21 protein-coding genes are annotated in these 25,966 nt (G+C 68.8%); 8 read left to right on the top strand and 13 right to left on the bottom strand.

What is annotated here, in order from left to right:
- Positions 1-56: 56 nt before the first annotated feature.
- The 3 genes from NPA30_RS02940 to NPA30_RS02930 all read left to right on the top strand — a co-directional run bounded on the left by NPA30_RS02940 (position 57) and on the right by NPA30_RS02930 (position 3,474).
- Positions 57-620 (top strand): isochorismatase family protein, encoded by a 564-nt coding sequence (locus NPA30_RS02940; protein ID WP_256800838.1) that lies wholly within the window; start codon positions 57-59, stop codon positions 618-620.
- A complete protein-coding gene (locus tag NPA30_RS02935; RefSeq protein ID WP_256800837.1) occupies positions 617-1,936 on the top strand; it encodes an MFS transporter in 1,320 nt (439 codons plus the stop codon). The genes NPA30_RS02940 and NPA30_RS02935 overlap by 4 nt, the downstream gene beginning before the upstream one ends.
- Before the next feature lie 302 nt (positions 1,937-2,238).
- Complete coding sequence (locus tag NPA30_RS02930; protein WP_256800836.1) at positions 2,239-3,474, top strand: MFS transporter; 1,236 nt, start codon at positions 2,239-2,241, stop codon at positions 3,472-3,474.
- Position 3,475: 1 nt separating this feature from the next.
- Here NPA30_RS02930 and recO read toward each other — a convergent pair whose 3' ends face one another.
- From recO to rpoZ, 8 genes are all read right to left on the bottom strand, one after another.
- A complete protein-coding gene (gene recO / locus NPA30_RS02925; RefSeq protein WP_256800834.1) occupies positions 3,476-4,198 on the bottom strand; it encodes a DNA repair protein RecO in 723 nt (240 codons plus the stop codon).
- Between the two features lie 34 nt (positions 4,199-4,232).
- Positions 4,233-5,141, bottom strand: coding sequence for a GTPase Era (gene era, locus NPA30_RS02920; protein WP_256801547.1), 909 nt, complete (start codon positions 5,139-5,141; stop codon positions 4,233-4,235).
- A gap of 92 nt (positions 5,142-5,233) precedes the next feature.
- Positions 5,234-5,944 carry a ribonuclease III gene (rnc, locus tag NPA30_RS02915; protein ID WP_256800833.1) on the bottom strand — a complete coding sequence of 237 codons (711 nt, stop codon included), beginning with the start codon at positions 5,942-5,944 and terminating at the stop codon, positions 5,234-5,236.
- Positions 5,932-6,666, bottom strand: coding sequence for a signal peptidase I (gene lepB / locus NPA30_RS02910; RefSeq protein WP_256801546.1), 735 nt, complete (start codon positions 6,664-6,666; stop codon positions 5,932-5,934). The genes rnc and lepB overlap by 13 nt, the downstream gene beginning before the upstream one ends.
- 118 nt (positions 6,667-6,784) lie before the next feature.
- Entirely contained in the window at positions 6,785-7,186 is a 402-nt protein-coding gene (gene acpS, locus NPA30_RS02905; RefSeq protein ID WP_256800832.1) for a holo-ACP synthase, read from the bottom strand.
- A gap of 7 nt (positions 7,187-7,193) precedes the next feature.
- On the bottom strand, positions 7,194-7,772 hold the full coding sequence (gene pyrE, locus NPA30_RS02900) for an orotate phosphoribosyltransferase (protein ID WP_256800831.1): 579 nt from the start codon (positions 7,770-7,772) through the stop codon (positions 7,194-7,196).
- A 40-nt stretch (positions 7,773-7,812) separates the two neighbouring features.
- Positions 7,813-10,017 carry a RelA/SpoT family protein gene (locus NPA30_RS02895; RefSeq protein WP_256800830.1) on the bottom strand — a complete coding sequence of 735 codons (2,205 nt, stop codon included), beginning with the start codon at positions 10,015-10,017 and terminating at the stop codon, positions 7,813-7,815.
- A 105-nt stretch (positions 10,018-10,122) separates the two neighbouring features.
- On the bottom strand, positions 10,123-10,542 hold the full coding sequence (gene rpoZ / locus NPA30_RS02890) for a DNA-directed RNA polymerase subunit omega (protein ID WP_256800829.1): 420 nt from the start codon (positions 10,540-10,542) through the stop codon (positions 10,123-10,125).
- A gap of 269 nt (positions 10,543-10,811) precedes the next feature.
- Here rpoZ and NPA30_RS02885 point away from each other — a divergent pair, with 269 nt between their 5' ends.
- Together NPA30_RS02885 and NPA30_RS02880 are read left to right on the top strand one after the other, a co-directional pair.
- Complete coding sequence (locus tag NPA30_RS02885) at positions 10,812-11,408, top strand: LabA-like NYN domain-containing protein (protein ID WP_256800827.1); 597 nt, start codon at positions 10,812-10,814, stop codon at positions 11,406-11,408.
- 11 nt (positions 11,409-11,419) lie between these two features.
- Positions 11,420-12,106, top strand: coding sequence for a uracil-DNA glycosylase (locus NPA30_RS02880; RefSeq protein WP_256800826.1), 687 nt, complete (start codon positions 11,420-11,422; stop codon positions 12,104-12,106).
- Positions 12,107-12,129: 23 nt separating this feature from the next.
- Here the strand turns inward: NPA30_RS02880 and smpB are convergent, their stop codons facing one another.
- Both smpB and dapA read right to left on the bottom strand, forming a co-directional pair.
- Entirely contained in the window at positions 12,130-12,603 is a 474-nt protein-coding gene (gene smpB, locus NPA30_RS02875; RefSeq protein WP_256800825.1) for an SsrA-binding protein SmpB, read from the bottom strand.
- 71 nt (positions 12,604-12,674) lie between these two features.
- A complete protein-coding gene (gene dapA / locus NPA30_RS02870) occupies positions 12,675-13,556 on the bottom strand; it encodes a 4-hydroxy-tetrahydrodipicolinate synthase (RefSeq protein WP_256800824.1) in 882 nt (293 codons plus the stop codon).
- A 322-nt stretch (positions 13,557-13,878) separates the two neighbouring features.
- On the opposite strand from dapA, the gene NPA30_RS02865 reads away from it, so the two are divergent.
- Positions 13,879-16,047 carry a lytic transglycosylase domain-containing protein gene (locus tag NPA30_RS02865; protein WP_256800823.1) on the top strand — a complete coding sequence of 723 codons (2,169 nt, stop codon included), beginning with the start codon at positions 13,879-13,881 and terminating at the stop codon, positions 16,045-16,047.
- Positions 16,048-16,788: 741 nt separating this feature from the next.
- Here NPA30_RS02865 and NPA30_RS02860 read toward each other — a convergent pair.
- From NPA30_RS02860 to NPA30_RS02850, 3 genes are all read right to left on the bottom strand, one after another.
- On the bottom strand, positions 16,789-17,943 hold the full coding sequence (locus NPA30_RS02860; protein WP_256800822.1) for a porin: 1,155 nt from the start codon (positions 17,941-17,943) through the stop codon (positions 16,789-16,791).
- Between the two features lie 303 nt (positions 17,944-18,246).
- Positions 18,247-20,886 (bottom strand): AAA family ATPase, encoded by a 2,640-nt coding sequence (locus tag NPA30_RS02855; RefSeq protein WP_256800821.1) that lies wholly within the window; start codon positions 20,884-20,886, stop codon positions 18,247-18,249.
- Entirely contained in the window at positions 20,886-22,013 is a 1,128-nt protein-coding gene (locus NPA30_RS02850) for a metallophosphoesterase family protein (protein ID WP_256800820.1), read from the bottom strand. Before NPA30_RS02850 ends, NPA30_RS02855 begins: the two co-directional genes overlap by 1 nt.
- A gap of 223 nt (positions 22,014-22,236) precedes the next feature.
- Between NPA30_RS02850 and ku the strand changes: the two genes are divergently transcribed.
- Both ku and ligD read left to right on the top strand, forming a co-directional pair.
- Complete coding sequence (gene ku, locus NPA30_RS02845; RefSeq protein ID WP_256800819.1) at positions 22,237-23,208, top strand: non-homologous end joining protein Ku; 972 nt, start codon at positions 22,237-22,239, stop codon at positions 23,206-23,208.
- A gap of 6 nt (positions 23,209-23,214) precedes the next feature.
- On the top strand, positions 23,215-25,917 hold the full coding sequence (gene ligD / locus NPA30_RS02840; RefSeq protein WP_256800818.1) for a DNA ligase D: 2,703 nt from the start codon (positions 23,215-23,217) through the stop codon (positions 25,915-25,917).
- The last annotated feature ends 49 nt before the right edge of the window (positions 25,918-25,966 follow it).

Genomic DNA, 25,966 nt, shown 5'->3' with positions numbered 1-25,966 from the left:
ACCGTCGCGGCCGAACGTCCGACGCGCAACGCGACGGGCAGAAAGGTTCTATCGTCATGACGCTCTCCACCCTCGACCCCCGATCCGCACTGATCCTCATCGACCTGCAGAAGGGCATCCTCGGCCTGCCGACGGCCCATCCGGCCGATCGCGTCGCCGCCAATGCCTCCCGACTTGCCGCGGCATTCCGCCAGAAGGGACTGCCGGTGGTGGTCGTCAACGTCGCCGGCTCCCCTCCGGGCCGGGCCGAACGCAGCTTCCGCGCCGACCAGATGCCGGCCGACTGGACCGAGCTCGATCCACGGTTCGGCCTCGAGCCGACGGACCACCGGATCACCAAGCGCACCTGGGGTGCCTTCACGGGCACCGGGCTCGAAGCCTTTCTGCGGAAGGAGGCGGTAACGCAGGTGGTGCTCGCCGGCGTCGCCACCACCGGCGGCGTCGAATCGACCGGACGCTTCGCCCAGGAGCTCGGCTTCAACGTGACCTATGCCGTCGACGCGATGACCGACATGAGCCTCGAGGCGCACGAGAACAGCGTCACGCGCATCTTCCCGCGCATCGGCGAGACCGGCACGACGCACGAGATCGTCACGCTTCTCGATCGGCCGGCCGCATGAGTGCGCGCGGCGGGTCGCCCGCGCGCTCCATCCCGCGACGCTCGCCCGCCGCCGTCTTCCGCAACACCTTCCGCTCGCTCGCCAACCCGAACTACCGGCTCTGGGCGGCGGGCGCCCTGGTGTCGAACATCGGCACATGGATGCAGCGCACGGCCCAGGACTGGCTCGTGCTGACCGAACTGACCGACCACAACGCGGCGGCCGTCGGCCTCGTGATGTCGCTGCAGTTCGGACCGCAGCTTCTGCTCCTGCCGCTGACCGGTTTCGCCGCCGACTATTTCGACAAGCGCAAGCTGATGATGGTGACGCAGGCGGTGATGGGCGTGCTCGCGACGGCACTCGGCGTCCTGACCGTCAGCGGCCAGGCCGAGCTCTGGCAGGTCTACGTCTTCGCCTTTCTCCTCGGCTGCGCCGCCGCCTTCGACGCGCCGGCCCGCCATTCCTTCGTCTCCGAACTCGTCGAGGAAAAGGACCTCGTCAACGCCGTCGGCCTCAACTCGACGAGCTTCAACGGCGCGCGCATGGTCGGCCCGGCGGTCGCCGGGGTCGTGATCGCCTGGGTGGGCTCGGGGTGGGCCTTCCTGATCAACGGCGTGTCCTTCGCCGCAGTGCTGATCTCGCTGTTCTTCCTGCGGGTCGATCTCCTGCACCGGGGCAAGCGGGCGTCGCGGGGCCGCGGCAGCCTGATGCAGGGCTTTCGCTACGTCTGGGGCCGCCCGGATCTCGCTGCGATCTGCGTGATGCTCTTCGTCTTCGCGACCTTCGGGCTGAACTTCCCGATCTTCATTTCGACGATGGCCGCCACGGTCTTCCATACCGGTCCCTCGGGCTACGGCCTCCTGACCTCCGCGCTCGCCGTCGGCACGGTCGCCGGCGCACTCTTCGCGGCAGGCCGGGAGGAGACCGGGTTCCGCCACCTCGTCGGCGGGGCGACGGTGTTCGGCTTCGGCTGCGCCGCGGCCGCGGTGATGCCGAACGAGTTCTTCTTCGCTCTGGCGCTGATGGTGATCGGCGTCGCGGCGCTGACCTTCAACAACGGCACCAACAGCCTGATGCAGCTGTCGAGCGCGCCGGAGATGCGCGGCCGGGTGATGGCGATCCGCCTCGCGATCGCGATGGGATGCACGCCGCTGGGCTCGCCGCTGGTCGGCTGGATCGCCGACCGCTTCGGGCCGCGCTGGGCGCTCGGGCTCGGCGCCCTCGCCGGCCTCGGCGCGGCGGTGATCGGGCTCTGGTACATGCGGGGCGCCGGCCGGCCGCCGGCCGTGCGCGAGCCGGCGATGCAGACGACCGACGCGACCGCGAGCGCGATCTGAGGCGCGATTGCCGGTGCCCGCCGGCGACTCCATATCGGTGTGCGCCGGCGAGGCGGAAGAGCTGTGTCCGTCCGCCTGGAGACTGCCGGGACGGTCCATCGTCTTCCCCGGTGCGCCGGCGATCCTCGAGACGCGTCGTCGACCACGCCGGCGGGACCCTTACAGTCGGGGTCGGTCCTGAGCGGCGCAGGTTTTGGCAGAAGAGCCATAAGCGTTCGCGATCGCTCGCATCAGCCGAAATCGATATTCCTGATCCTGCCCGAGGCGTAGAACGGATGCGTCATTCTGTCAGGAGACGCCTCGTGACCGCCGCCACGCCCGCCGCACCGCGTGATTTTCCCTGGTCCGTGATCCTTGCCGGCTGTGCCATCGCCATGCTGACCTTCGGGCCGCGCTCGGCGATGGGCTTCTTCCAGCTGCCGATGCTGGCGGATACGCACTGGAGTCGCGAGAGCTTCGCCTTCGCCATCGCGATCCAGAACCTCCTCTGGGGTGCCGGCCAGCCGATCTTCGGCGCCGTCGCCGACCGCTGGGGCACGGCGCGCGTGCTCATCCTCTCCGGGCTCCTCTATGCCGCGGGCCTCCTGATCACCGCCTGGGCCGGATCGCCCCTCTGGCTGACCATCGGCGCCGGCATCCTCGTCGGGCTCGGCATCGCCGCCGGCTCCTTCGGCATCGTGCTCGCCGCCTTCGCACGGCGCGTGTCGGCGGAGCAGCGCTCCTTCGTCTTCGGCCTCGGAACGGCGGCGGGCTCGCTCGGCATGTTCGTCTTTGCCCCGCTCAGCCAGAGTCTGATCGGGCGCTTCGGCTGGTCGGACTCGCTGGTCATCCTCGCCGCGGTCATGCTGCTCGTCCCGGCGCTCGCCTTCGTGCTGAAGGGCAACGGCCGCACCGCGGGCCGTGCCGTCGCGGCCGAACTCGATCAGACGATGGGCGCCGCGCTGCGCGAGGCCTTCGCCACGAGGAGCTATCTCCTCCTCACCTCCGGCTTCTTCGTCTGCGGCTTCCAGGTCGCCTTCATCACCGCGCACTTCCCGGCCTACATCGCCGATCTCGGCATCGCGCCGGTCTGGGCGGTGACGGCGATCGCGCTGATCGGCTTCTTCAACGTCATCGGCTCGATCGCCTCGGGGGTCATCGGCCAGCGGTATTCCAAGCCGTATTTCCTGGCGCTGATCTATGTCGGCCGCTCGATCCTGGTGACGGCCTTCCTGCTGGTCCCGGCCTCGCCGCTGACGGTGGTCGTCTTCTCGGTGCTGATGGGCCTGCTCTGGCTGTCCACCGTGCCGCCGACCAACGCGCTCGTCGCGATCATGTTCGGCACGCGCTATCTCGGCCTGCTCGGCGGCCTCGTCTTCTTCTCGCACCAGATCGGCTCGTTTCTCGGCGTCTGGCTCGGCGGCTATCTGCGCGAGACGACGGGCTCCTACGACGGCGTCTGGTGGCTCGGCGTGGCGCTCGGGCTCTTCGCAGCCATCGTCCACTGGCCGATCGCCGAGGCGCCGGTGGCGCGACCGGCGATGATGCCGGCGGAATAGGTCATCCCCGCGCCAGCGCCGCGAGCACGCCGAACCGGGCGTCCGGCTCGGGTATCCCGCGCGGCTCCCAGACGTGGCGCGCGAGGAAGTAGCCGGTCAGCCGGAAGCCGGCGGCGAGCGCGGCGGGATCCGCGTCGCAGGCCGGCTGCGGCGCGAGAAAGCCCGGCAGCGGCAGCAGCTTGTCGGCCCAGGGCGCGCCGGCTTCGCGGCTGACCGCCCGGCCGGTCTTCGGCGAGACGTAGACTAGTTCTTCCCGTCTGCCGGTGGCCGCGCAGCGCTCGAGGTCGAGCCCGTAGCCAAGCTCCTCGAGGAGCGCGATCTCGAAGCGCAGGATCAGCTCGGCCGCGCCGGCCTTGCCGTCGAGATGGTCGAGGATCACGCCGAGCCCGTCATAGAGGCGCGGATGCGGGTCGCGCTCCGGCAGGAGGCGCAGATGCGCGGCGAGGAGCTGCACGCCGTTGAGGCCGAGCGCCGTCTCCATCAGCCGCGCCGCCCGGAAGGCCAGCGGCTCCAGCGTGAAGGCGCCCATGTGTTCGTGCAGGCGTGCGCGCCAGGTGACCTCCACCTGGTTGCCGGGCTGCAGCACCGGCTGCTGCCGGCGCGAGCGCCCGCCGCGCACGATGCCGAGATGGCGGCCGCGCTCGCGCGTCATCACCTCGGCGATGACGCTCGTCTCGCCATGGCGCTTCACGCCGAGGATGATCGCCTCTTCACGCCACTCCATGGCTCAGGCCGTCTTCGCTTCGCCGGGCAGCGCCTCAGCTCGAATAGTCGAGCCCCATCTCGCGGTAGCGCTCGGGGTCGTCGCCCCAGTTCTCGCGCACCTTCACGAACAGGAACAGGTGGACCTTCTGGTCGGCCGCCTCGGTGATGTCCTTGCGCGCCGCCTCGCCGATGGCCCGGATCGTCTCACCCTTGTGGCCGATCACGATCTTCTTCTGGCTCTCGCGCTCGACGTAGATCACCTGCTGCACCTTGGCCGAGCCGTCCTTGCGCTGCTCCCAGCCTTCGGTCTCGACGTGGCTCGAATAGGGCAGCTCCTGGTGCAGGCGCAGGAACAGCTTCTCGCGGGTGATCTCGGCGGCGAGCTGGCGCAGCGGCAGGTCGGAGATCTGATCCTCCGGGTAGTACCAGGGCCCCTCGGGCAGCGCCCGCACGAGATAGTCCATCAGGTCCTTGCAGCCAGAACCGTTGAGCGCCGAGATCATGAAGACGCGCTCGAACTCGACGCCGCGCTCGGTGATCTCCTTCGTCAGCGCCAGCAGCCGCTCGCGCTTGATCCGGTCGACCTTGTTGAGGAGCAGGACCTTCGGCTGACGGATTTCCTTCAGCCGTTCCAGGATCGCCTCGACGTCCTCCGTCAGGCCGCGCTCGGCATCGATGATCGGCAGCACGATGTCGGCGTCCTTGGCGCCGCCCCAGGCGGTGCGCACCATTGCCCGGTCGAGCCGGCGCTTCGGCTCGAACACGCCGGGCGTGTCGACGAAGACGATCTGCGCGTCGTCGTGGACGGCGATGCCGCGCACCAGCGCGCGCGTCGTCTGCACCTTGTGGGTGACGATCGAGACCTTGGTGCCGACGAGCTGGTTGACCAGCGTCGACTTGCCGGCATTGGGCGCGCCGAGGAGGGCCACGAAGCCGGACCGCGTGCCGCTCCCCAGCCCGATCCCGTCGGCTGCGCTTTCCGGCCCCGGCGCGTCCGGCCGGACCGCTGCCTGCGCGTCCGCCTCCAGGTTCCGGTCGTCTTCGATCTCGTCGCTCACTCTGCCTCTTTCCAGATGCCCTCACGCCGGAGGATGTGGGTCGCCGCAGCCTGCTCCGCCAGACGCTTCGAGCGTCCTTTGCCCTCCGCCGGCTCGACGCCCTCGATGGTCGCCCGCACGGTGAAGACCGGATCGTGGTCCGGCCCGTCGCGATCCACCATCACGTAGCGCGGCGTCGTGGCCGCCTTGGCGTGCGCCCATTCCTGCAGCTCGGTCTTCGGGTCGCGCCGGGCGGTGACGGACTCGGCGAGCCGCTCCTTCCAGAAGCGAAGGATGAAGCGGCGCGCGGCCTCCATGCCCTCGCCGAGATAGATGGCGGCGATCAGCGCCTCGACCACGTCGGCCCGCACGTTCTTGGTGTGCACGCCCTTCACCCGCTTCAGGTCGCCGCCGTGGCGGATGAAGTCGGCGAGGCCGATGGCGTCGGCCGTGACCGCGCAGGCGTCGGCACTGACGAGCGCGTTGAAGCGCAGCGAGAGGTCACCCTCCTGCGCGCGCGGGAACATCTCGAACAGCCGTTCGGCGACGACCAGTCCGAGCACCCGGTCGCCGAGAAACTCGAGCCGCTCGTAATTGCTCTCGCCGGCCCCGCCGCGCAGGCTGGAATGGGTCAGGGCCCGCTCCAGCCGATCCTTGTCGACGATCGGCTGGCCGATGCGTTCTTCCAGCTCGTCCAGCGGGCGATCGGGCGCCCTCACCCGAGCCATGTCAGGATGCGGCTCGGGCGCAGCTCGGTCGGCCACTTCCAGACCTCGAGCGGCGAGGAATCGTTCTCGATCGAGAAGAAGATCATCCGAGCCTTGCCGACGAAGTTCTCGAACGGCACGTAGCCGACGTCGAAGCGGCTATCGAGCGAGTTGTCGCGGTTGTCGCCCATCATGAAGTAGTGGCCCGGCGGGACCACGAACTCGCGGGTGTTGTCGCCGGCCGAGTGGGTGCTGAGGTCGAGCGTGATGTAGGACACTCCGTTCGGCAGCGTCTCGCGGAACTGTGGCACGCGCGTGCCGTCGTCGGCGACGTAGTCGCCGGCCGCCTCGCGCGGCACCGCCTTGCCGTTGATGTAGAGGATGTCGTCCTTCACCTGGATGTGGTCGCCCGGCAGGCCGATCAGCCGCTTGATGTAGTCGACGTCCTCCTCGTTCGGCTTGCGGAAGACGACGACGTCGCCGCGCTGCGGCTCGGAGGCGAGGATGCGGCCGGAAAAGAGGTTGGGCGACAACGGGAACGAGTACTTGCTGAAGCCGTAGCTCCACTTCGTCACGAACAGGTAGTCGCCGACCAGCAGCGTCGGCATCATCGATCCCGATGGGATCGAGAAGGGCTGGAACAGGAAGGTGCGGATCACCAGCGCGAGCAGCAGCGCCTGCACCACCACCTTGACGGTTTCGCCGAAGCCGCCCTTCTCTTTCTGCTCGGCCTGATCGACCATCATCGTTCCTTCGGTGTGCGTCAGGCGACGCCTGTCTGGATTGTCCGGCCTTCTAGCCGCTCGCAAGATACGGGGCAATGCGGCGTGTCCTACACCGTCCCGCCATGGTTTTCGCAGGTCAGGTCTTCGGCCGGGCCTCGATGACGACGAAGGCCTGGGCCAGCGGAAAGTCGTCGGTGATGGTCACGTGCACCAGCCCCTCGTGGCCCTGCGGCAGGAGCGCCGCCAGCCGCGCGGCGGCGCCGCCGGTCAACGCCATGGTCGGCGCCCCGCCCGGCAGGTTGACGACGCCCATGTCGCGCCAGAAGACGCCGCGCGCCAGCCCGGTGCCGAGCGCCTTGGCGCAGGCCTCCTTGGCGGCGAACCGCTTGGCGTAGGAGGCGGCGCGCTGCGCCCGTCGATCGGATTTCGACCGCTCGACCGCGGTGAAGACGCGGTGGGTGAACCGCTCCCCATGCCGCTCCAGCGTCTTCTCGACACGGCGGATGTCGATGAGGTCGCTGCCGATGCCGATGATCATCGAGCGGTCACAGGCTGCGGCTGCCGGGCTTGACCGCCGGCAGCGCCGCAAGCTCGGGCGGCAGCGCGTCGGCCGGATAGGCCGGGACCTCGTATTCGGCGAGCGCGATCAGTGGCACGCCCACGTCGGCCTTGCCCGCCGAGCGGTCGATGATGCAGGCCGCCGCGAGCACCTCGGCGCCGAGCTTCTGCATGCAGGCCACCGTCTCGCGGATGGAGAGGCCGGTGGTCACGATGTCTTCGACGATGACCACCCGTGCGCCCGGCTCGATCTCGAAGCGGCGAAGCTTGAACTCGCCGCCCTCGCGCTCGACCCAGATCGCCGGCGCATCGAGGTGGCGGGAGGTCTCGTAGGCGGGGATGATGCCCCCGACCGCCGGCCCGACGAGATAGGCGACGTCGTCGCCGAAGCGGGCCTCGATCTTCTCCGCCAGGGAGCGGCACAGCGCCTCGGTCAGATCCGCATGCATGAAGACGCGTGCCTTCTGCAGGAAGACCGGGCTGCGCAGGCCGGAGGTCAGGATGAAGTGGCCTTCGAGATAGGCCCCGGCGCGGCGGAAGATCTCGATGACGTCGTCGCTTGTCATGGAATTCGGCCTGTCCTTCTGTCGTCGGGCGGTCTGCGGGTCAGCCGTTGAGGCGCGTCACGTCGGAGACGCAGGGCTTGATCCGGAGCTGGTTGATGGTTCGGTTGAGGTGCTGCAGGTCCCAGACCTCGAGGTCGATGACCATCGAGGTGACGTCCGGCGCGGTGCGCTGCATCGAGAGGTCGTGGATGTTGGCGTCGTTGGCGGCGATCGTCTCGGCCACCTCCGCAAGCGAGCCGGGCTCGTTGATGACGGACACGGCGACGCGAGCGGGAAACCGTGCGCTCATCTGCGCGTCGAGATCCCAGCGCACGTCGATCCAGCGCTCCATCTCGTCCTCGTAGGCGGCGAGCGCCGGCGATTGGATCGGGTAGATGGTGATCCAGCGACCCGGCTCCAGGATGCCGACGATGCGATCGCCCGGCACGGCCCCGTCGGGCGCGATGCGGACCGGCAGGTCGCCCGGCGCGCCGCGGATCGGCAGGATCGGACCCTCGGCGGACTCGCCCTGCCCCGGCATGCGGAACACCATGCCGACCGCCGAGGGCAGGTTGAACCAACCGCCCTCGTCCACCCGCAGCGGCGTCTTCGTCGCACGACTGTCCTGGAAGTCCGGGAACGCGGCGCGCAGGACGTCGATCGACGACAGCTCCTGGCGGCCGACGGCGGCGAGCGCGTCCTCGACGTCGCGCTGGCCGAGCTTGGCGAGCAGCGGCTTGAGGCTGTCCTTGCTGAAGGTCTTGCCGGAGCGGGCGAAGCTGCGCTCCAGGATCTGCTGGCCAAGCCCCGAATATTGCCGGCGGATGGCGAGCCGCGTCGCGCGCCGGATCGCCGCGCGCGCCTTGCCGGTGACGGCGATGCTCTCCCAGGCGGGCTGCGGCGTCGAGGCCTTGGAGCGGGTGATCTCCACCTCGTCGCCGTTGTGGAGCTCGGTGACGAGCGGCATGATGCGTCCGTCGATCTTGCAGCCGACGCAGGTGTCGCCGATGTCGGTGTGAACGGCATAGGCGAAGTCGATCGGCGTCGCTCCGCGCGGCAGCGCGATCAGCATCCCCTTCGGCGTGAAGCAGAAGACCTGGTCCTGGAACAGCTCGAGCTTGGTGTGCTCGAGAAATTCCTCCGGATTGTCACCGACCGCGAGCTGCTCGACCGTGCGCCGCAGCCAGGCATAGGCGTTGGATTCCCGCGACAGCCCGTGCGCCTCCGACGCGGCGCCGTCCTTGTAGACCGCATGCGCGGCGATGCCGTATTCGGCGATCTCGTGCATCGGCTGGGTGCGGATCTGCAGCTCGACGCGCTGGCGGGACGGGCCGACGATGGTGGTGTGCAGCGAGCGGTAGTCGTTCTGCTTGGGCAGCGAGATGTAGTCCTTGAAGCGTCCGGGCACCATGCGCCAGCTGCGATGGACGATACCAAGCGCGCGGTAGCAGTCCTCTTCCTCGCCGACGATGACGCGGAAGCCGAAGATGTCGGAGAGCTGCTCGAGCGAGATCGCCTTGCGCTGCATCTTCGAGAACACCGAGTAGGGCTTCTTCTGCCGGCTGGTGACTTTCGCTTCGATGCCCTTCTGGCCGAGCTTCTCGGTGAGATCCGTCTCGATCCGGGCGATGGTGGCGGCATGGCGCTCGCGCAGCTCGGCGAGGCGGGCGGTGATGGTCTCGTAGGCTTCGAGGTTGATGTGGCGGAAGGCGAGGTTCTCCAGTTCCTCGCGCATGCCCTGCATGCCCATGCGCCCGGCGAGCGGGGCGTAGATGTCCATCGTCTCCTGGGCGATGCGGGCCCGCTTGTCCGGCCGCATCGGCCCGAGCGTGCGCATGTTGTGCAGCCGGTCGGCGAGCTTGACGAGGAGGACACGCACGTCGTCGGCGATGGCGAGGAGCAGCTTGCGCAGGTTCTCCGCCTGCTCGGCCTTCTTCGACACGAGATCGAGCCGCTTCAGCTTGGTCAGGCCCTCGACGAGCTGGCCGATCTTCTGCCCGAAGATCTGGTCGATCTCCTTGCGGGTGGCGTCGGTGTCCTCGATCGTGTCGTGCAGGAGGGCGACGGCGATCGTCGCCTCGTCGAGGCGCATGTCGGTCAGGATCGCCGCGACCTCGAGCGGATGGGAGAAGTACGGGTCGCCGCTGGCGCGCATCTGCGAGCCATGCTTCTTCATGGCGTAGACATAGGCGCGGTTGAGGAGCCCCTCGTCGAGGTCCGGCTTGTAGGCCGCGACGCGTTCGACGAGTTCGTACTGGCGCATCATGCTGGTCTGCGATCGCCTCCGACAGAAAAGGGGTGCTCCGCCGCAGCGCAACACCCCTTCATATAGTTACACCCCCGGCCAAGCCGGAAGCCGGGAGAGCGGCGATCAGTAGTCTTCGTTCTTTTCCGGCGGAATGAGGCCCTCGATGCCGGCCAGGAGATCCTCCTCCGACATGCGATCGAAGGCGATGTTGTCCTCCGGCTCGTCGGAGCCGGCCCCGGCGCTCGCGGCCGGCGCGGCCTCCTCGTTCTGCGTGAGCGGCGCAGCCGGCGGAGCCTGCGGCTCCGGCTCGTCCACCTCCACGTGCTTCTGCAGCGAGTGGATCAGATCTTCCTTCAGATCGTCCGGCGTGAGCGTCGGTTCGGCGATCTCGCGCAGCGCAACGACGGGGTTCTTGTCGTTGTCGCGGTCGACGGTGATCTGTTGACCTTGAGAAATTTGTCGCGCACGGTGGCTGGCGAGAAGCACCAGTTCGAACCGGTTCTCGACCTTGTCGACGCAATCTTCGACGGTGACGCGGGCCATGCCCCAGCCTCCTAAACAGCGAATTCGGCGTGTGAAGGGGCTGACTTAACGGGTCCGGCGCACCATAGCAAGGGCGCCCGTCGCGAGTCCCGGGTTTTGATGAACGTTTGGCGCGAGCCGGGGCCGATCCGGCCGCAGCCTTTGATCAGTTGGCAGTAGGACGCCCGGCTCCTAATCATGACCGACTTCCAGCTCGGCGGCAGTGATTCGCCCTGAGCCCGGCGCACCGCGACTGCGCTTCGACCGATTGCCCAGCGAAAGATATTTCAATGTTCGACGCACGCGAGAAGATCGCACTTTTCATCGACGGGGCGAACCTCTACGCCACCTCCCGCAGCCTCGGCTTCGACATCGACTACAAGAAGATGCTCGCCGCCTTCCAGCAGCGTGGCTATCTCCTGCGCGCCTACTACTACACCGCGCTGATCGAGGATCAGGAGTATTCGTCGATCCGCCCGCTGATCGACTGGCTCGACTACAACGGCTACCGGATCGTCACCAAGCCCGCGAAGGAATTCACCGATCAGACCGGCCGTCGCAAGATCAAGGGCAACATGGACATCGAGCTGGCGGTGGATGCCATGCAGCTCGCCGAGACGGTCGACCATTTCGTCCTGTTCTCGGGCGACGGCGACTTCCGCTATCTGGTCGAGACGCTGCAGCGCAAGGGCCGCAAGGTGTCGGTGGTCTCCACCCTCGCCACGCAGCCGCCGATGATCTCGGACGATCTGCGCCGCCAGGCGGACCACTTCATCGACCTGCAGTCGCTGAAGGGCGAGATCGGTCGCAACCCGGCCGAACGCGAAGCGCGACTGGCCCGCCGGGCCGAACCCGACGAGGATGCCTACGCGGACGACGACTACTGAGCGTGCCGGCGATGACCGTGCGTGCCGACGCAGCGGCCCCCGCCGCGCTGCCGGTCGAGCCCGATCGCGACTGCCCGCTGTGCCCGCGGCTGGTCGACTTCCGCGAGAGCTGGCGGACAAAGGAGCCCGCCTGGCACAATGCGCCGGTGCAGAGCTTTCTGCCTGCGGAAGGCCCGGATGCCGTAAGGCTGCTGATCGCCGGGCTGGCGCCGGGGCTGCGCGGCGCCAACCGGACCGGCCGCCCCTTCACCGGCGACTATGCCGGGGATCTCCTCTACGCGACGCTGCACAAGTTCGGCTTTGCCAATGGCCGCTTCGACGCCCGTCCCGACGACGGGCTGGCCCTCTACGGGACCGCGATCGTCAATTCGGTGCGGTGCGTGCCGCCGGAGAACAAGCCGACGCCAGCCGAGATCAACACCTGCCGCCAGTTCCTCGCGCCGAACATCCGCGCGTTCGCGAACCTGCAGGTGATCGTCACGCTCGGCCGCATCGCGCATGACTCGACGTTGCGTGCCCTCGGCGTCCGGCTCAAGGATGCGGCCTTCGGGCATGGCGCGGAACACGAGGTCGCCGGCTTTTCGCTAATCGCCAGCTATCACTGCTCGCGCTACAACACCAACACCGGGGTGCTGACGACCGCGATGTTCGAGGCGGTGTTCGCCCGCGCCGCCGAACGGCTGCAGACCCCGCGATAGGCGGAGCCGGTGACCCAGCCGCTTCAGCGGCTCTCTTTGAGGAGCCGCTGCTTCTGCCGGTTCCAGTCGCGCTCCTTGATCGTCTCGCGCTTGTCCGGTGCGTTCTTGCCGCGCGCCAGCGCGAGCTCGAGCTTGGCGATGCCGCTGTCGTTGAAATAGATCTTCAGCGGCACGAGCGTCATGCCGTCGCGCTGCACGGCGCCGGCCAGCCGGTTCAGCTGCTTCTTGTGCACGAGCAGCTTCCGGCGCCGCGTCGGCGTGTGGTTGAAGCGGTTGGCCTGCAGGTATTCCGGGACGTTGGAGTTGATCAGCCAGATCTCGCCGTCCTCCTCGGTCGCATAGGACTCGGCGATCGTCGCCTTGCCGGTGCGCAGCGACTTGACCTCGGTGCCCGTCAGCACGAGCCCGGCCTCGAGCGTGTCGATGATCTCGTAGTTGAAGCGCGCGCGCCGGTTCTCGGCGACGACGTTCGACTTCGGTTTTGCGGATTTGGCCATCGATCTTCAGCTGCTGCGCGCCGGCGGGAGCGGCGTCGGGCCCCTTGAGATAGGCCCGAGCCGACCTTGCTTCAATTCAGAAGGCCGGCGTGGCGGAGCGCGGCGTCGATCTTCGCCTCCGTCGCGGCCTCCAGGGGCACCATCGGCGAGCGCACCGTCGCGCCCATCTTGCCGAGCCGCGACAGCGCATATTTCGGCCCGGCCGGATTCGGCTCGAGGAAGATCGCCTTGTGCAGCGGCATCAGCCGGTCCTGCAGCTCCAGCGCAGCGCGATAGTCCTGCCCCATGCAGGCGGTCTGGAACTCGGCGCAGAGCCGCGGCGCGACGTTGGCGGTGACCGAGATGCAGCCATGGCCGCCCTGCGCCATGAAGCCGAGCGCCGTCGCATCCTCGCCGGACAGCTGGATGAAGTCGGGGCCGCAGGCCAGCCGCTGCTCGGACACGCGGTCGAGCTTGGCGGTCGCATCCTTGACGCCGACGATGTTCGAGAAGTCGGCCGCCAGCCGTGCCATGGTCTCCGGCATCATGTCGATCACCGACCGCGGCGGGATGTTGTAGATGATGATCGGCAGGCTCACCGCCTGCGCGATCCGCGCATAGTGCTCGTAGAGACCGCGCTGGCTCGGCTTGTTGTAGTAGGGCGTGACGACGAGCAGCCCGTCGGCACCGGCTCGTTCGGCGAACCTGGCGAGGTCGACGGCCTCGGCGGTGTTGTTCGAGCCGGCACCCGCGATGACCGGGACGCGGCCGCGGGCGACCTCCACGCAGAGCTCGACGACGCGCTTGTGCTCGTCATGGGTCAGGGTGGGGCTCTCGCCGGTGGTTCCGACCGGCACGAGGCCGTGGCTTCCCTCCCCGATCTGCCACTCGGCAAAGGCGCGGAACGCCGCTTCGTCCAGGCAGCCGTCCGCGGCAAACGGCGTCACCAGCGCCGGCATCGAACCCTTGAACATGCTTCTCGGCACTCCTCCGGCCTTTCGGCATCGCACGGAGGCCAAGGCTCTGTTATCGCTTATCGTCCGCTGGCGTCATCCCGGCGACCGCAAACCGGCTGCGGTGACCGCGCCCTGAAAACGGCCGCTTTCCCGGCGACTGGCTGGGCACAATAGTGAAGCGTCCGAACGGAAACAAGCCGAGGCGCGCGCCGGGCGCGTCGCGGCCGCCGAGACGGATCGTATTTTACGACTTCTTCACCTCGCCCGTGAGAGATTTGGCAACCATCGCCAAACCTGTTCAGAACGGCACGGCGCCGCGACGGTTGGACCAGAGGACACCATGGCAGCAGCAGCGACCCTCACCCGTGCGATCGGCAGCGCCGTCCTCTCGAGCCTCCTTGCCACCGCGGCTCTCGCGGACTCGATGCTGCCGCCGGTCGGGCCGATGCCGCGCCTGCGGCCGGGCATCACCGGCAGCGGCGTGCAGATCGACCCGTCGCGCTTCGGCGGTCCCGTGCCGACGCAGAACCCGCTGCTGCCGAAGGCACCCTCCGTCGACTCCACGCCGAGCCCTTACACCGCCGCCATCACGGCCTCGACCGCCCGCCTCGCCGACATCCGACCGATCGACGGCAAGCTGAAGGACGGCCTGGATGCCCTGACCCGCGGCGACGTCGACAAGGCCCGGGCGATCCGCGAGGGCATGCTGCCGGGTTCGCTCGACCGGCACATCCTCGCCTGGGCCGTCGCGCTGCACGGCGGCAAGGACGTGCCGTCCTTCGAGATCGCGCAGACGGCGAGTGAACTTCGCGCGTGGCCGGGCATGAAGACGCTGCGCGCCAACTCCGAACGCGCGCTCTACCGCGAGCAGCCGCCGGCGCGCGCGGTGCTCGCCGCCTTCGGCCAGAGCCAGCCCGAGACCGCGGAGGGCGCCATGGTTCTCGCCCGCGCGATGATCGAGGCCGGCGACGTCGGCCATGCCAAGGCGCTGATCCAGAAGGTCTGGCGGACCGACACGCTGGACAGCGGGATGGAGGCCAAGATCCTCGACCAGTTCGGCACGCTCCTGACGCGCGCCGACCACAAGTATCGCATGGACTGGCTGCTCTATCGCGACCGGGTCGCCGACGCCAAGCGCTCGGCCGGCCGGGCCGGCGCCGAAGCCCTGTTTGCGGCCCGCGCCGCGGCGATCCGCGGCGAGAAGACGACGCCGCAGCTGCTGGCCGCCGTTCCGTCCGCACAGCGCTCCGACCCGGGCTACCTGCTGGCGCAGGTCGAATACGCCCGCAAGGTCGGCAATGTCGACGACGCCGCCGCAATCCTGCTCAAGGCGCCGCGCGACCGCACGACGCTGATCGACCCGGACGCCTGGTGGAACGAGCGCCGCATCATCTCGCGCGATCTCATCGACCAGGGCGAGCCGAAGCTCGCCTACAAGGTCGCTGCGGCGCACAGCGCCGAAACGCCGAGCGACGCCGCCGAGGCCGAGTTCCACGCCGGCTGGTACGCGCTGCGCTTCCTGAACGACCCGTCGACCGCCGCCAAGCACTTCTCCCGGATCGCCGAGTTCTCCTCGCGCCCGATGTCGGCCTCCCGCGCCTATTACTGGCTCGGCCGCGCCGCGGAGGCCGGCGGCCCGGGCAACGCCCGCAGCTATTACGGCCGCGCCGCCTCCTATGGCACCACCTATTACGGCCAGCTCGCCGCCGCGCGCCTCGGGGCCCGTCCGGGCGACATCGAATATCCCAAGCCCACCGATGCCGAGCGCCGACGCTTCGAGCAGCGCGAGGCCGTTCGCGCCATCAAGCGGCTGCAGGACATCGACTACGACAGCCGCGCCAACATCATCTACCGCGACCTCGCCGACGAGCTCGACAGCCCGGGTGAGCTCGCGCTGCTGGCGGTGATGGCCGAGCAGAACGACAACCACTACATGGCGCTGAAGGTCGGCAAGCAGGCGGCGTATCGCGGCGTCGACGCCCCTGCCCTCGCCTTCCCGATCGGCGTCATTCCGGCCGACGCCCGCATTTCGGCCGCCGGCAAGGCTCTCGCCTATGCGATCGCCCGCCAGGAGAGCGAGTTCAACCCCGGCGCCCGGTCGCCGGTGGGCGCGCTCGGACTGCTGCAGCTGATGCCGGGCACCGCCAAGAACGTCGCCAGCAAGGCGGGCATGCCCTACTCGCTCGCCCGCCTGACCAGCGACCCCGGCTACAACGCCACGCTCGGCAGCCACTATCTCGGCCAGCAGATCGACGACTTCGACGGCTCCTACATCCTGACCTTCATCGCCTACAATGCCGGTCCGCGCCGCGCGCGCGAATGGGTGGAGCGCTTCGGCGACCCGCGCGGCAAGTCGCTCGACGAGGTGGTGGACTGGGTCGAGCGGATCCCCTTCACCGAGACCCGCAACTACGTGCAGCGGGTGATGGAGAACTACCAGGTCTACAAGATCCGGCTCGGGGCGCCGTTCAGCATCGAGCAGGACCTGCGCTTCGGCCGCCGCAGCTGACGGAACCGCCCGCAGCCGGCGCAGGAGACGCCGGCGCAATACCCCTCGAGGCCGGGCAGACGCCCGGCCTTTCTTTTTGTGCGGTCGTTCCCTGCGAAAGGCCATCGAACCCGGCCACACGGTTCGGACACGGGCCCGGCTCGCGCATCGTCGCTCTCCTCGGACGGCCACGGCCGACCTCGGCGGCGGTCCGGCGCATTTGTGGGACGGTAGGGTCGCGCCGCGCACCGGGCACCGCGGGCACCGGACGGTCTAGAGGCGAGGCGTCAGGTCATCACCACGCGGTCGGGTGTCACGAGGCAGCCATCGCACGTGAAGGCTGACAGACCCGCACTGTGCCGTCGGGATCCCATCGGTCACCGAGAGCCGGATCCCCGTCACTTGCGTCGCCGACATTCAAGCCGTCAGCCGCTGGGCGTCACCGCATATGACGTGGGTCGAAGGGGTGCTGTGAGCCGCAGAATCAGACGGACTGCCTTCCGTTTGAGAGAGGGCGGGTCCGACTCGCCTGCAAAAGGACCTCGCGGCCGCACCCCGTCACAAGGTTTCGCCTCACACGCAAATCGGGGCGGCGATGACGCAGCGGAGCCGTCACAGGAAGCGCCGCCGTCGACGATCGATTGGACTGGATCAGCCGCCAGGCCCGGATTCGCACGAACCACGGCGGACGCATGCGGCCGGCCCAAACAAAAAGGCCCGGCGCTGTGCGCCGGGCCCCGATTTCCGATCGGAGTGATCCGATTAGAAGTTGCGCTGGAAGCGGAGGAAGCCAGCGGTCTGGTCGGCGTCGAAGTCGCCGGCAGCGCGGTCGCCGTCCAGGTAGGTGTAGCGAACCTCGGCCAGGACGTCGAAGTTCTTGGTCAGCTCGTAACCGACGTCGACCGCACCGCGGTAGATGTCGAGCTCGGTGTTGCTGCCGGCGTACGTGAAGTCGAAGGTCTTCAGGTACTGGGCGGCAACCGCCACGCCGACGCGGCCGAAGCCCTGGGCGTAGCCGGCACCGATGCTCCACTCGAGCGGGAGCGGGTCGAAGCTCTGGTTCTCGATGCCGAACTCGGAGATGTCGAACGTGCCGAGGCCGTCATCGGTGTTGTAGACGTTCGGATCGAAGGCATAGGTGCCCTCAACCTTGAACTGCGAGTCGGCGACGAAGAGATCCTTGAGGAGGATGCCGGCCTTCAGAGCGAAGGAGCCGTCGTCGTCGTCAGCGGTGCCGAAGAGGCCATCGACCTGCTCGTCGTAGGCGCCGGTGATGTAAGCCTCACCCCAGCCGCCGGCATAGCCGAGCTGAGCCAGGACGTCCGGGGTCCAGTCGCCCGAGCCATCGTCTTCGAGCGAGATCGTGGCATCGAAGCCGCCGCCGAAGGTGAAGGTGTACGAAGCGCGGTTCGCGGTGTAGTCGCCGACCGCGTAGTCTTCGTCGATCAGCAGGCCGTCACGGGTGGTCCACAGCGAGTCGAGGTAGCCCATGGTGAGGCCGCCGAGCTGGATGTAGGCCTGCGGCATGACGTAGCTGGCGTCGCCACCGAAACGGTTGGTCGCCTGGACGCGGGCATAGGCGCGCAGGGTGCCGAGCTCGGTCTCTTCACGAACGTCGAAGTTCAGACGGGTGCGGACGCGGCTGCTGACACGGTAGTCGCCCGTGCCATCCGGATCGTCCTGCAGGTCCGTGTTGTCGATGTTCGTCGCGGCCTCGACCTGATAGCGGACGTAGCCGCCGATCTTCATGCAGGTCTCGGTGCCCGGGATGTAGAAGAAGCCAGCGCCGTAGACGTCGCAAACGCGGACGTACTCAACCGGCTCCGGCTCGGCCATGACGACCGCGTCAGCAGCGCGGGCGCCGGAAACTGCGACGAGAGCCGCAGCGGAGCCGAGAAGAAGGCTCTTGATGTTCATGGTCCTGACCTCCAGTCAATTTTATAGGTTAGGGTTGGGCCTTGTTTGAAGGACAGCCTTCCCTGCCCCATCCCCTCTTCGAAAGCCCGAAGCGACTTGCCCCGCGTTCTTTCCAAGGTGACCATTATTCAGCTCTCGCCCCGATGCAATCGCACAAATGGGCGTTCGGCGGGGATGGGACGCTTTGAACACACCCCTGTTGCGTGAATGCCACTTTTTCATTAGCGGTCTGTTCATCAAGCTGACCTGAAGCTTAACAAAACCGGACTTTTGCTGGTGAGGCAGACTTGCCGGCCGCTCGAATCAAAGCCGGAAGATCGGAGCGCCGAGACCGCGGAAGTCCCGCTCACGGCAGGTCAGGACGATGATCTGCAGGCCTTCCGCCGCCCTCTGCAGCACCAGATGCATCCGCTCGAGCCGCTTCTCGTCCGTATTGACCAGGGCGTCGTCGAGGATGACCGCCGCAGGATGGCCGCCGCGCTTGAGCACGTCGGCGAGGGCCAGGCGCGTCACCACCGCGACCTGTTCGCGCGCGCCGGCCGACAGGCGCCGGAAGTCCTCCTCGACGCCGCCGCGCTGCAGCCCGCGGATCTCGAGTGTGGTTTCGTCGAACTCGACATCGGTGTCGGGATGGATCAGGCGGAGATAGGGCGCGACGCGGCTCTTGATCGGACCGAGCCAGTGCTCCTTCGCCTCGCGCTGCGCGGCCACGAGGCTGCCGTACAGAAGCCGGGAGGCGTTGGCTTCCAGACGCAGCCGCTCCAGCCGCCGCCCGCCGGCTTCGAGCTCGCCTTCCAGCCGCGCGATCTCCTCGCCGACAGCGCTCGCGCCCTGTCCTTCGAGTTCGCCCTCCAGGCGTTGCACCTCGCCGCGCAGATCGGCGAGCGTGCGGCGGATTTCTGCAAGCGCCTGGCGGCGGGCCCGCAAGGTGAGAGCGACCGCTTCGGGATCGGCCGCAGCGAGGTCCTGCCGACGCAGCTCGACCACCGCAGCCTTGGACGCGCGATCCATCTCGGCCGCGCCGAGATCGGCCGACAAGGCGGCCCGGTTGCGTTCGGCCTCGGCTTCGGCGCGCGCGCGATCGAGCCGGGACGCCTCCTCGCTCCGGTACCGGCGCTCGGCCTCGACCGCCGCCCTGCGGGTCTCCTGCTCGGCCGCCCGCCGCCGCGCCCGCTCGAGCGCCTGCGTCGCCTCATCCAGCCGCCGACGCGCCGCCGTCCGCGCCGCCCGGGCAGCGGCCGGATCCTCGGCGACGTGCGCCACGTCTCCCCCACCCGCCGCCGCGATCGCCTGCATCTCCGCCCGCAACCGCTCCAGCTCGTTCCGTGTGGCCTCCTCGCCGTCCGGCAGGAGCGCCTCCAGTCGGGCGCCGAGCGTGCCGATCTCGATGCGCCGCTCGGCCGCGGCGGCGAGTCTGGTGCGGGCATCGTCGAGCGAGGCGACCTGATACCGAGCGAGCAGAGCCGCGAAATCCTGGTCCGCCGCCTCGCTCTCGCGCCGCAGGGCCTCGGCGTCGCCGCCGGGCTCGATGGTGATCCGGCCGAAACCTTCGAGCACGAACACCGTCCGGGTGGTGACCCGGAGCGGCGCCGTCACATCCACCGGCGCACCCGCCGCGTCGCGCACCCGTGCCGGATCCACCGGTTCGAAACCGATCACGGGCGCGGCCACCGACAGGCGAGCGGCGACGTCGCGGCGTCTGCGCTCGGCAGCTTCGAGAGCCTTGATCGCGGCACCGTCCGGAACGGGCGCGGCCGTCTCGGCCGCGCGCAGCGGACCCAGCGCTGCCCGCACGGCCGAAGCCTCCGCGAGCCGCCGCTGCAGCGTCTCGATCGACCGGTGAAGACGCTCGCGATCGCTGCGGCCGCGCACCGCCTCGTCCGCGGCTTCCGCCCGCTCGGCCGCGGCCCGAGCCGTTGTCTGCGCCGCGTCCGCCTCCGCCACTGCCGCGGCGAGCAGCCGGGCCTCCCGCGTTAGCAGCTCCGCCTCTTCGGCGATGCGCCGCATCGCCTCGTCGGCCTTGGCTGCATCGGCGATCAGCGCATCGCGCCGACGCAGCCGCTCCACGGCGCCCTCGCGCATCGCCTCGACATGGCGCAGGTCCCGTTCCGCGTCCTGACGCAGCGCCTCCAGCCCGGCGGTGCGCCGCGACTGCTCCTCGGCCGCCTCGAAGGCCGCCTCCGCCTTGGCCAAAGCCTCGTCCCGCTCATAGGAAGCGAGCGTCGCACGGCGGCTCTCCAGCCGCTGCAGCTTGTCCTCGAAGGCCTGCCTCAGCTGACGCCGGGTGCCGAGCTCGGCGCCGAGGCTTTCGATCTCCTGCTCCGCCAGCTTGACCGGCGAACTCTTCGCCTCCCGACCGGTGTCGGTGAAGAAGCGGTCCTGCAGGGTCTTGGCCGCGACGATCAGCGCTCGGCCCCGGTCGCCGCCGAGGATCCGGCCGACCTCGCCCTCGAGCGAGGCCGTCACCGCGTCGCGCCCCTCGCCGATGTCGAGGCCGGCGGTCGAGCGCCCCTGCTCGACCCAGAGGAGGCCGAAGGCGCCGGCGAAGTCGCCGTCCTTCGGCTTGCGCGCGGCGCTGTGGGTGAAGCGGAAGAGTTCGGCGAGGCGTTCCTCCACGGCATCGCCGGAGAGGCGTCCGCCGGGCCAGGAGAGCTCGGCTTCCGGCTTCTGGAGGAAGGTCTTGCGCAGCGTGTAGGGCGTGTCGGCGAGGTCGAAGCCGACCTCCACCTCCGGCCGTGCGCTCCGATTGTAGGGCGCCAGCGCGCGAACGGTCTCGCCGCTCGCCCGGTGCTTCTGGAAGAAGGCGGCTCGCAGCGCGGTCAGAAGCGTCGACTTGCCGGCCTCGTTGTCGCCGACGATGACGTTGAGGCCGGGCTCGAGCAACTCCATCTCGGTGGCCGCGACGCCGGCGAAGTCGACGAGCTTCAGCGAGCGCAGATACATCAGGCGCCCTCCTGGCCGAGACGGCGATGCTCGGCATAGGCCAGGCGCAACGCCAGCGCCGCGGCCTTGCGTTCGGGATCGGCGGGATCGGCCGCCTTCGCCCGCAGCGTCTCGACCGCCGCCCGCACGAAGCCGCCGATGTCGATCCGGTCGAGATCCTCCTCGTCCGGTGCATCGAACAGCTCCCGCTCGTCCACCCGCAGATCGAACAGCCGGGCCGCCCAATGCGCGAGCGCCTCGTCTAGGCGAACCCGCTCGCGCAGCGACAGGCTGCCCGCGAGCACGAGGTCGAGCAGCGTGTCGCCCGGGCGCGGCAACCCTCCCAACGCTTCGCCCACCGCCTCGATCCCGCCGTCGACGCGCAGCTCGAGCCGGCGCCAGTCGAAGCGGCCGGTCTCGACACGCTCGACCCGCGGCGCGGCGCCCGGTGCGTCGATCTCCACCAGCGCAACGTGGCCGGGGCGATTGGCGGGATAGCGGTCCGGTTCTGGCGTGCCACTATAGAAGGTGCGTGGGGCGATCTCGACGAAGCCGTGCCAGTCGCCGAGCGCGAGATAGTCGAGCCGCGCCCGGTCGGCGCGATCGTCGGCGATCGGGTTGCCGCTCTCAGCCTTCTCCGGGAGCCTGTTGGCCACCGATCCGTGGGCAAGACCGATCCGGATCGCCGCCGACGGCGTCTGCGCGCCATCGAACCATGCCGTGAGATCGGCTCCCTCGTGGCGCCGGGTCAGCGGCGCCGGCAGCACGGCGGCTTCGCCGTCCTTCAGGAGGATGGGCTCCGGCCGGTCGGCGACACGGATGGCGGCGGCGGCGGTCGCGCGCTGGCGCAGCCGCGTCCAGACGCTGACGCCGAGCGCGGCATCGTGGTTGCCCGGCAGCAGGATCCACGGACCTTGGAAACCGGCCATCGCGTCGAGCGTCCGGTTGAGCTCCCTGTCCGTGATCTGGTTGTCGTCGAAGGCGTCACCGGCGACGAGCACCGCGTCACAGGCGCGCGACGCGGCCAAGGCAGCGATCCGCTCCACGGCGCGGAAGCGCTCGGCCTTCAGCTCGCCGCGCCGGTCCGGCTCGTAGCCGCCGAACGGCTTGCCGATCTGCCAGTCGGCGGTGTGCAGGAAACGGATCACGGGCGCGCAGCATTGACGAGGGGACGGAGGGACCGGGTCAAGGAGACGCCGGAACGGCTCGGCTGTGCAAGCCCTTAGGAGACAAGTCTCGGAAACATCAACAGATTTTAGACGGTCGTTCCGCTGGCGAATCAATTTGATTCGGGAGCGGAACGTCCCGTGGGGGATGACGTTGAGTCAGCGCTCCTTCGCGGCCGGAGCACCTGTGCATGGAGTTCTCGTCATGGCGCCCCGTCCCGTCTGGAAAGGCCAGATCCGCCTCTCCCTCGTCTCGATCCCGGTGGAGATGTACTCGGCAACGAGTTCGGGTTCCGCGATCAGCTTCCGCCAGATCGACCGCAACAGCGGCAAGCGCATCCATTACGAGAAGGTGGTGCCCGGCATCGGTCCGATCGACGCCAAGGACATCGTCAAGGGCTACGAGTACGCCAAGGACGAGTACGTCATCCTGACCGACGACGAGATCGACGCGGTCAAGCTCGACACCAAGAAGACGCTGGAGTTGATCCAGTTCGTCGACTCGTGCGCGATCCCGCCACTCTATTTCGACAAGCCCTACTACATCGTGCCGCAGGACGAGCTCGCGGAGGATGCGTTTCGCGTGGTGCGCGATGCGCTGCGCCAAGCCGGCAAGACCGGCATCGGGCAGCTGGCCCTGCGCGGCAAGGAGTATCTCGTCGCGGTCCGGCCCTGTGGCACCGGGCTCTTGCTCGAGACGCTGCACTACGAGGAGGAGATCCGCAAGTCGGACTCGGTCTTCTCCGAAATCTCGGCCGACGAGGCCGAGGAGGATCTGCTGGCCGTCGCGAGCGAGCTCATCAAGCGCAAGACAGGACCGTTCGATGCCTCGGTCTACAAGGATCACTACATCGACAGCCTCAAGGCGCTGATCGCCGAGAAGCGCAAGAACGGCGGCAAGGCCAAGCTCCACGTGGACGACGAGGACGACGCACCGCCAAGGAAGACCTCGAACGTCGTCGACCTGATGGCGAGCCTCAAGCGCAGCCTCGAGACCGACCGGAGCGTCAAGGGCAAGGCCGCCGACGCCAAGGCCTCTGACGGTACTCCGGCAGCGGACGGAAAGACTGCGGCGAAGTCGACGTCGACCAAGCGCCGCGCGCCGGCCAAGAAGCCGGCGGAGAAGCCCGCTCCGGCCGCCAAGACGGCGGCAGCGCGCAAGCGCAAGTCCGCTTGACCCGCCATGCCTGCCGCCGCCGATGCGCTGCTGAAGCCCTACCGGGAGAAGCGCGACTTTTCCCAGACGGCCGAACCGGACGGCCGCAAGCGCCGCACCAAGGCGAAGACGCTGTTCTTCTGCATCCAGAAGCACGACGCGACGCGCCTGCATTACGACTTTCGCATCGAGTGGGGCGGCGTCCTGAAGAGCTGGGCTGTGACCAAGGGCCCGAGCCTCGATCCGGCCGACAAGCGGCTGGCGGTGCGCACCGAAGATCACCCGATCGACTACGGCGACTTCGAGGGCACGATCCCGAAGGGCCAGTACGGCGGCGGGACGGTGATGCTGTGGGATCGCGGCTCGTGGGAGCCGGTCGGCGACGCGGAGGCGGGCCTTGCCGACGGCAATCTCAAGATGCTGATCCACGGCGAAAAGCTGACGGGCCACTGGGCGCTGATCCGCATGAAGCCGCGCAAGGGCGAGAAGGGTGAGAACTGGCTCCTGATCAAGGAGAAGGACGAGGTCGCCACGAGCGGACGAGACCTGCTCACGGAATTTCCGGACAGCGTGAAGACCGGGCGGGACCTCAAGGCGATCGCTGACGGCAACGGTGCGGTCTGGCAGTCCGACCGTGCTGCCGCGGAGGCGGACGTTCCCGCAAAGGGGACCGGCAAGGCTCGAACGGGTGGCGCGCAGCCGAAGTCCGCTACTTCGACAGGCAAAGCCGCCACGGGCAAGACGTCCGGAACCCCGACCAAGCGCCGGGCGGCGGCCGGCAAGCCGCTGGCCTTGCCGGACTTCCGGCCCGTCCAGCTCGCGACCCTCGTCGACGAGGCGCCGGCCGGCGACGACTGGCTGCATGAGATGAAGTATGACGGCTACCGCGTTCTCATCGCCGTGGCCGGGGAGAAGCATGCGCTCTACACGCGCAACCAGCACGACTGGACCGAGAAGTTCGCCGGCCTCGTTCCCGCCGTCGAGGGCCTGCCCTGCCGCAGCGCGCTGATCGACGGCGAGGTGGTTGCCTTCGACGAGGGCGGGCGCACCGACTTCTCGACGCTGCAGTTGCATCTCTCAGAAGGCGGCGACATCGCCTGCTTCTGCTTCGACCTTCTCGAATTAGACGGAGAGGATCTGACCGGTCTGCCGCTCACCGCGCGCAAGGAGAGGCTGGACGCACTCCTGAAGGCGGCCAACCAGCCGCTGCTCCTCTACAGCGAGCACATCCGCGGCCGGGGCCCGAGCGTCTATCGCAGCATTTGTGCTTCGGACCACGAGGGCATCGTCTCGAAGCGTGCGGATGATCCCTATCGCGGCAGCCGCACCAAGAGCTGGCTGAAGGTGAAGTGCAAGAGGCGCCAGGAGTTCGTGATCGGCGGCTTCGCCCCATCCGACAAGAAGTCGCGGCCCTTCTCCTCCATCCTCCTCGGCGTCAACGAGGGCGGCAAGCTGCTCTATCGCGGACGCGTCGGCTCCGGCTTCGACCAGGACATGCTGGTCGACCTGAAGAAGCGCTTCGAAGCGATCGCCCGCAAGACCTCGCCCTTCGACGCGCTCGATCGCACGGTCGCGCGTTCGTCGAGATTCGTCGAGCCGAGCCTCGTCGCCGAGATCGAGTTCGCCGAGATCACCGCCGACGGCAGCGTGCGGCACGGCGTCTTCAAGGGCCTGCGCGAGGACAAGGAGGCGCAAGAGGTGGTGGACGAGACGCCGGCTGATCCGGGTGACACCGCGAAGACGAAGCAGGCCGCCCGCTCCGGTGGACGCGCCCCCGCCGCGACCGCGAAGGGCGGCCACCCCTCCGCCGCACCCAGGGCCGCGCGCGGCAAGAGCGGCGACGCCGTCGTCGCCGGCGTCAAGCTGAGCCATCCCGACCGGGTGCTCTACGAGGCGCACGGCGTCACCAAGCTCGACCTCGCCCGGTATTACGAGGCGGCGGCGGAGCGGATGCTCACGTATGCCGGCGACCGCCCCGTCTCGCTCGTGCGATGCCCGGCGGGCGGCAAGCAGTGCTTCTTCCAGAAGCACGATACCGGCGGCTTCCCGGACACGATCAAGAAGGTGCCGGTGGCCGAGAAGGAGGGCGGCACCGAGGACTACCTCTACTTCGACTCGGCCGCAGGCCTCGTCGCGGCCATCCAGATGAACACGATGGAGTTCCACCTCTGGGGCGCCCGGAACGATCGCCTCGAGAAGCCCGACCGGCTCGTCTTCGACCTCGATCCGGACGAGGGCCTCGGGTTCGCCGACGTCAAACGGGCCGCCATCGACATCCGCGACGTCCTCGCCGAGATCGGGTTGCAGACCTTCCCGATGGTGACCGGCGGCAAGGGTGTCCACATCGTTGCCCCCCTCGACCGCCGGGCGGACTGGCCGGCGGTGAAAGCCTTCGCGCGCGGCTTTGCGACCACACTGGTCGAGCACGAGCCGAAGCGCTTCATCGCCACGATGTCGAAGGCCAAGCGGAAGGGACTGATCTTCGTCGACTGGCTGCGCAACGAGCGTGGCTCGACCGCGATCGCGCCCTACTCCACCCGCTCGCGCGAGGGCGCGCCGGTGGCAACGCCGGTGTCCTGGGAGGAGTTCGAGACGCTCGACCGCGCCAACGGCTTCGATTTCGAGGCGGTGCTGGAACGGCTGGGCAAGCCCGATCCGTGGGACGGCTATGCGACCGTGAAGCAGGGGATCACCAAGGCGCGGCTGAGGGCGGTCGGCGCCGAGGCCTGAGCCCCGGCTGAAGCGCCGGACCTTTGGCCGACGATGCCGGATCCGCCCG

Origin of the sequence: Mangrovibrevibacter kandeliae, assembly GCF_024519155.1 — a bacterium.
Taxonomy (GTDB): domain Bacteria; phylum Pseudomonadota; class Alphaproteobacteria; order Rhizobiales; family Rhizobiaceae; genus Mangrovibrevibacter; species Mangrovibrevibacter kandeliae.
The sequence above is the reverse complement of the archived record's forward strand: the minus strand, read 5'-3'. Positions and strand labels throughout refer to the sequence as shown.